Genomic DNA, 12,866 nt, shown 5'->3' with positions numbered 1-12,866 from the left:
CGGCGGTGACGACGGCGGTGACGACGACGGCGGCAGGTTCGGGGCAAGCCCGCTGCGCGACAGTATGGATTCCGGGCTCGGTGACACTGTGCCGTGTTCTCATCCCGTGGTGGTGGACGGTTACGTGCACGATCGCCGGGACGCCGGCGGCCTGACCACCTCCACGCTGGGCGTCACGGTGTCCTGGCCGCCCGCGGTGGTGGCTGAGGTGCCACGGTTGGTCGACGCGTGGGCAGCGGCGTTGCGATCCGTCGCCGCGATCGTTTCCGGTGGTGGCGGGGGCTAATGAATCTGAGGCAAGGGTAACCTTCGTGCTACGTTAGGCGCCGTCACCCGCTGGGGGTGTATGAGCAGATCGATCGGTCGAGAGGTGTTGGAGTGAAAAGGATTATGGGAAGAGGGCCGTCAGAGCGGCGCAATCGGACCGGCGGCAAGCGCGTCCGCGGAATGGTAGCTGTACTGGCGGCATGTGGCCTGGTTGCCGGAATGGCGGCCTGCAGCAGCAACGACGACAGCGGTAGCACCGAGACTTCGTCGGCAGCGAATGCCGCGTTCCCGGTGACGATCACGTCTGCTCTCGGCACGGCCGAGATCAAGGAGGAGCCCAAGCGGGTCGCAACCTGGGGATGGTCCAACCAGGACGCCATCCTCGCCCTCGGTGTCGTCCCCGTCGCGATGCCGACCTTCGCCGGACCTCAGTACGGGGCCGACGAGAAGGGCATCCTGAAATGGGACGCCGAGGCGCTCGACAAGCTCGGTGGCGAGCAGCCGACCTTGTTGTCGGGTGACGGAACCGGCGAGGCGCCCATCGAGCAGTTCGCCAAGGCAGAGCCGGATCTCATCTTCGCCCCGTACTCCGGTATTACTCAGCAGGAATTCGACGCGCTGTCGAAGATCGCGCCTGTGGTGTCCTTCCCGGACGAGCCGTGGACGGCATCGTGGCAGGACCAGGTGACCATCGCCGGTCAGGCGCTGGGCAAGCAGGCCGAGGCAACCGCACTCATCGACAAGACCAACGCCGCGATCAGCGCGACAGCTGCGAAGAACCCTGCGCTGCAGGGTAAGACCGTCACCATCGCACTCCCGAACAGCCCGAGCACGTTCGCTGTGAGCAAGGACGCCGACGTGCGCGTCGAGTTCCTCGAACAGCTTGGACTGAAGAACGAGCCGACGATCCAGCAGGCAGATCCGACCAAGGACCCGGAGGCTGTGTACTTCGAGCTGAGCACCGAGCAGGCGCCCCTGATCGCGGCCGACGTGCTGTTCGTGGTCGCTTACGACAAGGACTCGCTGAACGCGTTCCTCGCCGAGCCTTTGGTTGCCGCACAGCCGGTGATCGTCGACGGCCGCACTGCATCCACCAAGGACTTCAGTGTCGACAAGAACTTCGCCTTCGGCGGACTGACGGTCCTGACCATCCCGTACATCCTCGACGACGTCGCCACGGTGCTGAACACCGCTGCAGGAAACGTCAAGGGATAGTCGAGGGACAAGGGCCGGGTAACGGCCAGGGAGGAAACACCATGAGCGGCAAGGCTCTACTGCTGGACCTGTCGCCACTGCGCGAGAGCCCGCCGTTCCGGAGCATCGTCATCGCACGCACCATCGCGGTGTTCGGAATCGGAATGCTGATCGTCGCAGTGCCCGTGCAGATCTTCGCGTTGACCGGATCGACGGCACACGTCGGATTCGCGTCGACGGTCACGGGCGTCGCCACCCTGGTCGGTCTGCTCACCGGGGGCGTACTTGCCGACCGGTACGACAGACGACGACTGATCGTATGGACCCGAACGTTGTGCGGCCTGGCGTTTGTCGGGCTCGCGCTGAACGCGGCGTCGGCGGACCCGAGTGTGTGGGCTATCTACGCACTCGGCGCCGTCGACGGTGCGATCGGCGCTATCAGCATCACCGCGCTCCTCGCCGTGACTCCTGCACTGATCCCGGAGAACTCGTTCGCCGCGGCCGGAGCCATCAACGCACTCACCGTCCAGCTCGGCATGATGGCGGCCCCCGCGCTCGGTGGCGTGGTGATCGCCACCGGTGGGGTGACCTGGAACTACTGGGCTGCCGCAGCAGGGACCCTGCTCACTGTTCCACTTCTGGCGACTCTGCCGGAATTGCGGCCGGACGAGACGGACGAGGAGTCGCCGTGGGCGTCCCTCACCGGAGGATTTCGGTTCGCGTTGAGCCGGAACATCGTTCGGTCGGTTCTCGTCGTCGGAACCATCGCTTTGCTCGGCGGCGGCGTCGGGGTACTCATCCCGGCCTTCGTCGAGCAACGCTTCGACGGAGATCCGCGCACCGCCGGCCTGCTGTATTCCGCGACCGCAGTCGGGGCGGCCCTGGGATCGGTGGCCAGCGGGTGGATCAGCAGGGTGCGGCGCAAGGGCTACGTCCTCGTGCTCGCGCTCGCGGCCAGTTTCCTGGCGCTCGCCGGAGTCGGACTGGCACCGATGGTCTGGGTAGCGCTCGTCCTGTTGGCCGTGGCCGGGGCATTCGGTGCCGTTCAGGAGATCGTGGCGTACACGGTGATCCAGACCAACACACCGGACCGGCTGCTCGGCCGCGCGAACAGTTTGTGGAGCGCACAGAACGTATTCGGACTGTCCGTGGGGTCGGCGGTCGCAGGTCTGATCGGCACCGTGTTCGTCGCCTCCACCGCCTTGATCGTGTACGGCGTCATCATGGTGTCGCTGTCTGTACTTGCACTGATCTCGTTGGCATCACTACGTGACTACGTCGACCACACGGTCGAGGGCGGCTCGCCGGACGCCGCACCCGAGCATTCCGGCACAGAATCACTCGAACCCGAGGAACTACGATGACCGCAGAGCTCTCCACGAATATCGACGTCGTACCGTTTTCCGTCGACCGGGCCCGACGGTACGTCGACGCAGGTCTCTGGCACGGGCGTGCCATACCCGCCGAATTCGACAATTGGGTCGCCGATCACTCGGAACGCCGAGCTGTGGTCGGTGCCGACGGGGCATTGACATACTCCGAGTTGGCCATCCGCGTACGTTCTGCCGCTGCCGGCTTTGCCGGACGCGGCATCGATGCGGGAGATCGGGTGGTCGTTCAACTGCCTAACACGCCCTCGTTCGTCGTGGTGCTCCTCGCTTTGCTCGAATGCGGCGCTGTTCCGGTGTTGACCCTGCCTGCCCACCGCGCCCGCGAGATCGTGCACCTGGCCGGCTTGTCCGAGGCGAAGGCGTACGTGATCGCGGATAGTGACGGTGGTTTCGACTACCGCGACCTCGCCCGCGAGGTCGTCGGGTCCGTCCCCAGTGTGACAACGGTATTCGTCGACGGCGACGCGGCGGAGTTCACCGCGCTTGCCGATGTTCACGCCGAGCGCCGCACCTTCGATCGGGCCGACTCACGAGACGTCGCTGTGCTACTGGTGTCCGGCGGAACCACCGGATTGCCGAAGCTGATTCCCCGCACCCACGACGACTATGCGTACAACGCCCGAGCCAGCGCGCAGGTATGTGAGCTCGCCGCAGACGACGTGTATCTCGCGGTCCTTCCCGCGGCCCACAACTTCCCCCTTGCCTGCCCCGGCATTCTTGGTGCGTTCGGTGTCGGCGCCGCCGTGGTCCTGACGCGCGATCCGAGTCCGGACCACACGTTCGGACTGATCGAACAGCACGGCGTCACCGTGACCGCTCTCGTGCCGAGCCTGACCCATTTGTGGTGTGAAGCAACCGAATGGGAGAGTGCCGATCTCTCCAGCCTTCGGTTACTGCAGGTCGGCGGAGCCAAGCTCACCCCGGAGGTCGCCAAACTCGTCGGGCCCGCCCTCGGATGCACCCTGCAGCAGGTGTTCGGCATGGCCGAAGGATTGCTGAACTACACGCGCCTCGACGACACCGACGATCTGGTGCTGACCACGCAGGGCCGTCCTCTGTCCGAACTCGACGAGATCCGGATCGTCGACGAGGCCGGTGACGACGTCCTACCGGGCGAGGTGGGAGAACTTCTCACCCGCGGGCCTTACACCATCAACGGCTATTACCGTGCCGCCGAACATAATCGGACCGCGATCACCGCCGACGGGTTCTACCGAAGTGGCGACCAGGTCCGCATGCTCGCGACCGGCCACCTGATCGTCACCGGCCGGATCAAAGACGTCATCACCCGGGGCGGCGAAAATGTCGCCGCAGACGCTCTCGAAGACCTGTTGCTCACCCACCCTGCGGTGTCCAGGGTCGCGGTGGTCGGCGTCCCGGACCGTGATCTCGGAGAGAGCGTGTGCGCGGTGATCGTCACCCGCACAACCGAACCGACACTGGGGGAGTTGCGATCTTTCCTCGTCGGTCTCGGATGCGCCGCAAACACCCTTCCCGATCGTGTGGTGACTCGCCCGTCGCTGTTGATGACCGCAGTCGGGAAGATCGACAAGAACGCATTGGTCGCCGCCGTCGGGAGCCGTTCGTGACATCATCGACCGTCGACGATCTCGACACCGATCTCGATCCTTCCCGTCGCCCGGCAGGGAACCTATTCGACCGAGACCTCACCAGGGTCGTCGCCTTTGCCGAATCCGGTCTGTTCGAGGAATACGTGGTCTACGAGAACCACGGGGACTGGGTGATCGCTGCAGGAATTCTCGGCTCCGTGGTGATGACTGGCCGAACCGTGACCACCACCTGGGACGGCGTGGACAGCGTGTCCGAGTGGTCGAACGACCCGGCAGTTGCACTCCAAGGCGCGCTTGCGGGACTGCCGGTTCAGCATTGGAATGCCTACGGCTGGGTGAGTTTCGAGTTCTCGGCGTACACCCATTGCGTGCCGGCGGGCCGGCCGCTCGGTGAGTCCACCCTGGCGCACCTGATCATCCCGCGCGTCGAAATCACCTTCGGCCGATCCCAGGGCGACGACATCGTCGTGACCGGCGGTACGCCCGCCGACGCGGCCGCACTCACCGGTGTCCTCCGGCGCGTGACCGCCGTGGCACCACCGTCGGCAGGTGCCGTCGACGTCTCCACCGACACCGATGGCTACCGAGAACGCGCCGCCGCGGCGATCGACGAAGTGCGTCGTGGCGACTACACGAAAGTCATTCTCTCCCGGACGGTTCCGGTCACTTTCGATGTGGATCTGCCCAATACCTACCGTGTCGGGCGACTCGCCAACACCCCTGCCCGCTCCTTTCTGCTGAACGTCGGAGACATCGCAGCGGCAGGATTCAGCCCCGAACTCGTCGTCGCCGTCGACGGCCGGAGATGCGTCTCGGCCGAACCGCTTGCCGGGACCCGTGCCCTCGGTGCGGGACCGGAGGCGGACGCGGCAGCCCGCAATGATCTGGAGGAAGACCCGAAAGAGATTGCCGAACATGCAGTGTCGGTCCGCACCGCGTTCCGGGAGGTCGCCTCAGTCTCTACCGGCGACTCGACCACGGTCACCGACTTCATGAGTGTTCGTGAACGTGGCAGTGTGCAGCACCTCGCCTCGACCGTGCGTGGCCAGTTACGCGACGACCTCTCGCCCTGGGATGCGTTCGCGGCCGTCTTTCCCGCCGTCACCGCGTCGGGAATCCCAAAACGCGAGTCCATCGATGCGATCGCACGACTCGACAACGGCGAACGCGGCCTGTACTCGGGGGCGGTGGTTCGCGCCTCGTCTACCGGGACACTTGAAGCCGCCCTCGTTCTCCGTGCTGTCTACCAGCAGCAAGGACGCACGTGGTTGCGTGCCGGGGCAGGGATCGTCGCGCAGTCCACTCCGGACCGAGAGTTCGACGAGACCTGTGAGAAGCTCACGAGCGTTGCACCGTATCTGATTCGACGGCAGCATCCCAGTGCTGTCGAAGTGGGCGGCACCGAAGTGAGCGGCACCGACGCATTCGATGTAAGCGCATTCGACGTAGAAGGGTAATAGCGACACATGGCCAGATCCCACCGGCAACAGTTGGTGCATCCCGAGGTGATCCGGCGTGCCACGGTCGTCGAGACGTCCGACATCGACGCCGGGATGCGACGCATCGTCCTGCGCGGCCCGGAACTTGTCGCGTTCGAGAAGGACGGGTTCGAGTTCCCGGCGCTGTGCAGTTCCGGATTCGACGACTTCGTGAGACTGTTCTTTCCCACCGAGTCCGGCGAAGTGGTGCTTCCGCAGCAGCGCGCACGCACGGTCGAGTGGCCACGTGACCCCAAGCCCGTCACCCGCAACTACACCGTGCGCAAGTTCGATCCCAAGGCCGCCGAGTTGACTCTCGATTTTGTCACCCACGAGACCGGAATCGCCTCCACCTGGGGACGACGGTGCCTGCCGGGCGACTCCATCGATCTGCTCGGACCGGTTCGTTCGGGGCGTGCTCCGGAAGATGTGGACTGGGTACTCGTCGTCGGAGACGAAACTGCGATACCGGCAATCGCGCGTTGGCTCGAAGAGATGCCCGCCGGTCTGGACGCTCGCGTCGTTGTCGAGGTCACTTCAGCCGAGCACACTCTCGATCTGCCCAGTGCGGCTTCGGTCTCGCTCACCCGGGTAGGCCGAGAAGACCGTCCGGCTGGTGAACCGTCAGCGCTCGAGGAGGCCGTGCGCTCCGTACCGTGGCGTGACGGCGCCGTGTTCGCCTGGGTAGCCGGAGAATCCACCTCGCTTAAGGGGATTCGTCGGTATCTGCGTGAAGAGCGTCAGTTGCCGGCGGAGATGGTGGACATCACCGGCTATTGGCGGCGTGCAGAGGTCGTCACTCTCGCCGACGATCCCGCCGTGCCCGATCTCGCGGCCGCGACGACCGAACCGTTCGACAAACTCGCCGAGCGGGCAGAGATCGTCTCTCCGTTCGCGATCAGGGCGGCAAACACTCTGCGCATTCCTCACCACGTTGCCGAAGGCGCCGACAATCTGGGCGAGTTGGCATCTCGTACCGGAACCGACTCTCGAGCCTTGGCGAAGTTCGTCCGCTACCTGATCGCCACCGAGGTTCTCGCCCGGGGAGCAGGGGAGACGCTGACCCTCGGCGAAGTGGGTGAGGCGATGCTGGGCGACGAGTGGGTCACGAACTGGCTCGACCTCGAGGGAATCGAGGCACGGGTCGAGTTGTCCATCACCGGCCTGGTCGGCGCCGTTCGATCCGGAACGGCCGCGATCAGTGCCGTTACCGGCCGCACCCTCGACGAAGACCTGGACGCCCATCCACTGCTGGCCGACAAGCATCACCATCACATCGCCGACGAGGCAGCATTTCTGGGATCGGCTTTCGCGGCCGAATATCCCCTCACCGACGTCACACGCATCCTGGTCGCGGGCAGCGGTTCCGGGGTCGTGATGAACGCCGTACTCGGTGCCGAACACCACCTCGCGGCAACGGTCCTTGGTTTGCCCAGTGAACTCGAACGGATCGACAAGGACGTCGACCCCGCGGTGTCGGACCGGATCAGCCATCTGACGCAGAGTGTTCTCGCGCCGGTGACTGCCGACCCGTTCGACGCGTACCTCCTCCTCGAAGCGACCGGGCGTCTTCCGGACAACGACCTGAGCCTGCTGCTCCGTACAGCCAGCGATGCCGTTGTGCCCGGTGGCAAGATCATCGTTGTCGAGCGGTTGCTCGACGAAGGTGCCGCCGGAACCTCGATCAGTGAGGACGCTGCCGAATTCGACCTGCTGATGCTCTGCATGCACGGCACCGGAATTCGTACCGAATCCGAGTTTGCAGCTGTCGCGGCAGATGCAGGTCTGGTGGTGTCGGCATCCCGACTCGTCGGCTGGGGAATCGCAGTTCTGGACCTGCGCCGCCAGTCCTGAACTCGACCTCGTCCTTCACCGGCTTGACCTTGACACAGTGACAAGGACTCCAATGGTCGACGAAGGAGGTGGTTGTCGTGAACACAACCAACCATGGTGGACAGAATGCTCACCTCGTCGACGCATTGGCCGCGGCCGATCCCTCGGTTCGGCTGCGCGCCGCGCTCGCTGTCGGCACGCGCCCGGACCCTGAGCTGACGGATGCCCTGATCGATCGGTGCGCCGTCGAGCCGGACTTCTTCGTCCGCGACATGCTGACCTGGGCGTTGTGCCGCTTGCCGGCCGAAATCACGGTGCCGAGGCTGATCCGTGAGCTCGGGTCTGATGGCTCGCAAGCCCGCAGTCAGGCGCTCCACACTTTGTCCAAGATCGGCGATCCGATCGCGTGGCCCGAGGTCTCTGCGCTGGTCCACGACCAGGACGACGAGGTTGCGCGCAGTGCGTGGCGCGCGGCTGTGGCTCTCGTGCCGGCGGGAGACGAGGGCGCACTCGCGGCCGATCTGGCCACAGAACTCGGTCGGGGTGAACTGCAGATGCAGCTCAGTCTGAGCCGCGCCCTGACCGGGCTCGGCGAGGCTGTGCTCCCGGTGCTCGACGCGGCCGGTACGAGCCCGAATCCGCGTGTCCGAGCGCATGCTGATGCTACAAAGCAACTCTGGCACGATCCCGACGGTGGATTCGCTCTCTCACACGAGTTGGCGAAGCGCGTCGCCGCAATCGGACCGGACGCGTAGGAAGGGGAGACGGATGTTGATCGGCGAGGTCTCGCGGCGTTGTGGTGTCAGCACACGGATGCTGCGTCACTACGACACCTTGGGACTGGTGAAGCCGACGGGCCGCACGTCCGGCGGTTACCGGGAGTACTCCGCCGACGACATCCGTCGACTCTTCCACGTCGAGAGCTTGAGGACGTTGGGGCTCTCGTTGAACGAGGCCAAGCGTGCACTGGACGAACCCGACTTCGCGCCGGCCGATTTGGTGGGTGAACTCATGCAACACACTCGGCAACGGATCGCGGCGGAGGAGGAATTGCTGACCAAACTCGAAAGGGTCGATGCCAGCGCCCCTTCGGAGTGGGACGACGTCCTGCGCATGGTCTCGCTGTTGCGTGCACTCGAATCCGAGTTCGCTGCTCATCGTCAGCAAGCGATCCTGTCGCAGGAGCTGAATGCGGCGTTGCCCGTCGACGCACTCGTCGAGGCCATCCTGTCGGAGAAGGATGCCAACGTGGCCGGAGCGTTGCAGTGGGCGTTGGCGAGGACCGAAGGTGCGGGCCTTGCAGGTCTCACGAAGGGCCTCGGATCGGAGGACGTCGAGGTTCGACGCCGCGCGACGTCGGCCATCTCCGGGATCCACACCGAGGAAGCAACTCGGGCGCTGAAGCGAACTCTCGATGATTCGGACGCGATAGTCCGCGCTGATGCCGCTCTCACCCTCGGATCTCGCGGAGAGGCCGTCTCGATGCCCGCTCTCCTCGAGATGGTCGCCGACGGGCGACGCGACGTCGAGGCCGGAGAGGTGCTCGGTCTTCTCGCGGAGCACTCACCGACAAGCGGTGAGGTCGTCGATGCCGTGCAGGCAGGGCTCGACGGCACTGACGACGCCCCGACGAGGTTGCGAATCACGCAGGCACTCGCTGAGATTCCCGGCGCGGCGGCCCGGGAAGCGCTCGCCCGGCTGACACGCGACGACGACAAGACGGTCGCGTCCACGGCAGCGGCGATCCTCGCGATGCGGGACCGTGGACCACGCCGACGCGAACGACCGCGTATCGGGAACTGAAATCGGAGAACTAGGGCACCTCTGACAACTGCGGGCCTGGGTGGTCAGCGCCGCAACGATTTTGCCGCGGCGTTGCCCTTCAACGCTGCACAGAGCAGGACAAGGAGCACCGCTAGAAACACGACTGTTGAGGCGACAGCCGACACCACAGATCCGAAACCTGTCACGACACCGATGGCGACCTGCATGCACAGTCCCACTACGGCTGTCCACACCGTCCGGCGTAGAAGGGGCCACGCAATCCGATGGGCCAATTGCCACGCCTCGGGGCTCGAGATCGTCGCCTTCGTGCGTATGCCGACAACGGGATTCGGTTCATCACCGACGACTCGCGGAAGAATCCCGGCAACGAACGCGAGGACAAGCGTCGACGACGACAGCGAGGCCGTCAGACCCAGCAAATCAGGCGATCCCACCCGTCCAGCCCCCTATCGGCAGATTTGACACAGCGGACATTCCAGTCTGGGTTGCCGCTGGGACACACCCGACCGTATGCGAACGAATGCATGTACGGCTGTGCGGGTGACGCACTTTCAAGCTTTGCCGAATGAGCAGTGGACTCGATCTCGGACTGGTTGTCAGACAGACCCTAATGCGGATCACCCACGCAGAAAAGGTTTCCCGCCGGATCCGCCAACACGTCCCAAATTGATCCGCCCGACTCATGGCGCTCGATGTGGGCTGCTCCTGCCGCCACAAACGTCGCGACGACCTCGTCCCGCGGAGGATCCTGCGGTTCGAGGTCGAAGTCGAGGTGAACCGTATTCCTTTGGCTGCGAGCCTGATCGATCCGTTGGAAACCGAGAGTGAGTGGGAGATCCGGGGCCGTCACCGTCAGGAAATCTTCGTCACCATCGGTACTCGCCTCGCCGAATCGCTCCGCCCACCAGGTGGCAAGTGATCGGGCATCCGTTGCATCGAACGTAACCATGGCCAATCGCACCATCACACACCAACCTCTTTACACGTGACTGCCTTTCGATCGATCTTAGGCAAAGCCCTGCAGCTGCTGCGCACCCGCTGCGGAGTGATCGGCGGATAGGGTTCCTTGCGTGGTAGATCAACGGCGAAAGAGTTTGCGACGCAGGTACCTGAGCCTCGGCCTCGGCGAACTGGCCGCCGCGGGAGTGTTTGCCGCTGCGGCTGTCGGCGTAGTCATGCCTCGGCTCGAAGGCCCGAAAGACTCCGCTGCATTGTGGTCGGCGCTGGCCCCACTGCTTGTGATACTCGTACAAGCAGGTGTCTACTGGCTGCTTGCACGAGGCTGGGTCGAGCAGGCCCCGATGCCGGCCCGCCTCGCAGCGCTCTACCGCGTGTTTCGGGTCCTCGATGTTCTCTTGTTGGCGATAGCTCTTCTCGGCGTTGTCATCTGGCTACCAGATGACTCCGGCGCGGCCGTGGGCGTCGTGGCGGTGTGGGCTTTCGGCGTCGCCGAGTACGCCAACTACTTCGTGGCTCGTCTCGCCTATCCGCTGCGGCGGTGGCCTTTCGAGGTCGGCAAGTTGCGGAGGCCCCAACTTGTGCACGACCTGCATTCGGCGCGGTGATACCGGCGATGAAGCCGGCCTTTGCCGCAACGGCAAAATTTGATGCGGGATCGGAGTGAATTCGGAAGGATCGGTTCTGCCCACCCAGGAATGAAGCCTCTATGTCGTTCTTCACCGAGGAAGGAGAACCACCATGGCAACGTCGCGTCGCAGCCGCCGTGATGCCCCACCGCCCCGGGCCGGAAATAGCGAGGTCGATACGCTACGCGCGTTTCTCGACTACTTGCGTGATTCGATCGCTGCCAAGGTCGAGGGTGCTCCGGAACCTCAGGTGCGCACCACAATTGTTCCGTCGGGGACAACCTTGCTCGGGCTGGTCAATCACTTGACCTTCGTCGAACGATCGATGTTTCTCGCAGAAAACGTGACGGATTGGAAAGCGACGTTTCAGCCGTCATCGGAAGACAGCGTGGACGGTGTCGTCAGTCGCTATCGCGAGACGGTCGAGCGTGCCAACGCAGTTCTCGACGGATGCACAGATCTTGCCGCGCCCATCCCGCGACCGGGGGCGAAACGACCCGCTCCCAGTGTCCGCTGGGCGCTCGTGCACATGATCGAAGAGACCGGGCGCCATGCCGGGCACGCTGACATCCTCCGCGAACTGATCGACGGTGCGACCGGCCGCTGACGCTGCAACATGTTCGCCGATGCTTCCGCGCTTTCACCGAGGCGAATGTCCACGGCTGATCTCTGGGCCCACGAGTACAGCGTCGACAGTTCCGCCGGGAGTCGTTACTTCCCAAGCTAGTCCGGTGGCGGCCGAGGGAATGAGCCCGTCGATCCATTTGGCCACGACACCGACGACAACATTCTCGAGTTCCACACGTGACCACTTTCGCGGTCGATGCGGAACCGGCGGTTCCCAGCCTTCCTCGCCCCAGATCACGCCGAATAGCTCTCTCTCATCACCGATTTGCTGATTCAGGCTGAATGCGTCTAGACCCTCGAATCGTGCCCAGACGCCGAATGTTCCCTCGCCGTCCTGATCGACCGAGACATCGATGACGATCCCTTCGGTGCGCGGGGTTGCCGCGTGGTGAATCGCAGCCAGTCGATCGCTCACTACCGCCGACACGGTATCGAGGACAGACCTCAGCGCGTCGCTGTACTCAGCAGGTTCCATCGGCACAGGATATAGAAATTCAGGCAATCGACTTCGAAGTCAGTGCCCCCGAGATGGCCGCCCATTGAAGAAGAATGACCGTCTTACCGTCGACGATTTCTCCGCCGGAGACCATGTCGAGTGCCGCGTCGAACGGCAACTCCAGGACTTCGATGTCCTCGCCTTCGTCTGGTACCCCGCCACCACTGCCGGTTCTGTCCGCCGGGCTGTATCGGCCGGCGTAGAAATGCACTCTCTCGGTGACGGATCCGGGGCTCATGTACAGATCGAACAGATGCTGCACCTCACCGATCGCGACGCCGAGCTCTTCGCTCGTCTCTCGCCGAATGGCTACTTCCGGCGTGTCGGCATCGAGCAAACCGGCTGCGGTCTCGATCAGCATTCCGTCGGGGTGTGCGTTGACGTAAGCGGGAAAGCGGAATTGCTTCGTCAACAGGACGGTGCGCCGTTCGGTGTCGTACAGCAAGATCGTCGCGCCGTTCCCACGGTCGTAGGTTTCTCGTTGCTGTGTCTCGAGAGTGCCGTCCCGTCGCCGGTACGTGAAGGTGCTGCGACGCAACACATGCCAACCGTCTGAGGTGACCTCGACTCGTTCGACCTCGACGTTCGGATTACCGTGCAGCCCGAGACCTGTTCGGTCGAGGCCGGTGCGACCCCGG

Annotated in this window: 14 protein-coding genes; 10 read left to right on the top strand and 4 right to left on the bottom strand. The window is 64.4% G+C overall.

Annotation, left to right across the window (positions count from 1 at the left end):
* From ACYP01_RS16315 to ACYP01_RS16280, 8 genes are all read left to right on the top strand, one after another.
* A partial coding sequence (locus ACYP01_RS16315) for a hypothetical protein (protein ID WP_459681174.1) occupies window positions 1-286 on the top strand: 286 nt, incomplete at its 5' end.
* A gap of 161 nt (window positions 287-447) precedes the next feature.
* The gene (locus ACYP01_RS16310) at window positions 448-1,482 is read left to right on the top strand and encodes an ABC transporter substrate-binding protein (RefSeq protein WP_459681172.1); all 1,035 of its coding nucleotides are present in this window, start codon (window positions 448-450) and stop codon (window positions 1,480-1,482) included.
* 41 nt (window positions 1,483-1,523) lie between these two features.
* Entirely contained in the window at window positions 1,524-2,825 is a 1,302-nt protein-coding gene (gene entS / locus ACYP01_RS16305; RefSeq protein ID WP_459681170.1) for an enterobactin transporter EntS, read from the top strand.
* Window positions 2,822-4,441 (top strand): (2,3-dihydroxybenzoyl)adenylate synthase, encoded by a 1,620-nt coding sequence (locus tag ACYP01_RS16300; RefSeq protein WP_459681168.1) that lies wholly within the window; start codon window positions 2,822-2,824, stop codon window positions 4,439-4,441. The genes entS and ACYP01_RS16300 overlap by 4 nt, the downstream gene beginning before the upstream one ends.
* The gene (locus tag ACYP01_RS16295; RefSeq protein ID WP_459681165.1) at window positions 4,438-5,880 is read left to right on the top strand and encodes a salicylate synthase; all 1,443 of its coding nucleotides are present in this window, start codon (window positions 4,438-4,440) and stop codon (window positions 5,878-5,880) included. The genes ACYP01_RS16300 and ACYP01_RS16295 overlap by 4 nt, the downstream gene beginning before the upstream one ends.
* A 9-nt stretch (window positions 5,881-5,889) precedes the next feature.
* On the top strand, window positions 5,890-7,755 hold the full coding sequence (locus ACYP01_RS16290) for an SIP domain-containing protein (RefSeq protein ID WP_459681162.1): 1,866 nt from the start codon (window positions 5,890-5,892) through the stop codon (window positions 7,753-7,755).
* Between the two features lie 68 nt (window positions 7,756-7,823).
* Window positions 7,824-8,489, top strand: coding sequence for a HEAT repeat domain-containing protein (locus tag ACYP01_RS16285; RefSeq protein ID WP_459681159.1), 666 nt, complete (start codon window positions 7,824-7,826; stop codon window positions 8,487-8,489).
* Window positions 8,490-8,502: 13 nt separating this feature from the next.
* On the top strand, window positions 8,503-9,537 hold the full coding sequence (locus tag ACYP01_RS16280; protein ID WP_459681157.1) for a HEAT repeat domain-containing protein: 1,035 nt from the start codon (window positions 8,503-8,505) through the stop codon (window positions 9,535-9,537).
* A gap of 44 nt (window positions 9,538-9,581) precedes the next feature.
* On the opposite strand, the gene ACYP01_RS16275 is transcribed toward ACYP01_RS16280, so the two are convergent.
* Entirely contained in the window at window positions 9,582-9,953 is a 372-nt protein-coding gene (locus ACYP01_RS16275; protein ID WP_047272349.1) for an SdpI family protein, read from the bottom strand.
* A gap of 173 nt (window positions 9,954-10,126) precedes the next feature.
* Entirely contained in the window at window positions 10,127-10,468 is a 342-nt protein-coding gene (locus tag ACYP01_RS16270) for a VOC family protein (protein WP_459681155.1), read from the bottom strand.
* A gap of 121 nt (window positions 10,469-10,589) precedes the next feature.
* Between ACYP01_RS16270 and ACYP01_RS16265 the strand changes: the two genes are divergently transcribed.
* Both ACYP01_RS16265 and ACYP01_RS16260 read left to right on the top strand, forming a co-directional pair.
* A complete protein-coding gene (locus ACYP01_RS16265; RefSeq protein WP_459681152.1) occupies window positions 10,590-11,084 on the top strand; it encodes a hypothetical protein in 495 nt (164 codons plus the stop codon).
* Between the two features lie 133 nt (window positions 11,085-11,217).
* The gene (locus ACYP01_RS16260; RefSeq protein WP_459681150.1) at window positions 11,218-11,712 is read left to right on the top strand and encodes a DinB family protein; all 495 of its coding nucleotides are present in this window, start codon (window positions 11,218-11,220) and stop codon (window positions 11,710-11,712) included.
* A gap of 33 nt (window positions 11,713-11,745) precedes the next feature.
* Here the strand turns inward: ACYP01_RS16260 and ACYP01_RS16255 are convergent, their stop codons facing one another.
* Both ACYP01_RS16255 and ACYP01_RS16250 read right to left on the bottom strand, forming a co-directional pair.
* On the bottom strand, window positions 11,746-12,207 hold the full coding sequence (locus ACYP01_RS16255; RefSeq protein ID WP_459681148.1) for a DUF6389 family protein: 462 nt from the start codon (window positions 12,205-12,207) through the stop codon (window positions 11,746-11,748).
* Between the two features lie 19 nt (window positions 12,208-12,226).
* A partial coding sequence (locus ACYP01_RS16250) for an NUDIX domain-containing protein (RefSeq protein ID WP_459681146.1) occupies window positions 12,227-12,866 on the bottom strand: 640 nt, incomplete at its 5' end.

This window comes from Rhodococcus sp. no. 34 (assembly GCF_054589475.1).
Note: the sequence above shows the minus strand (reverse complement) of the source record. Positions and strands in the feature narration are given on the sequence as shown.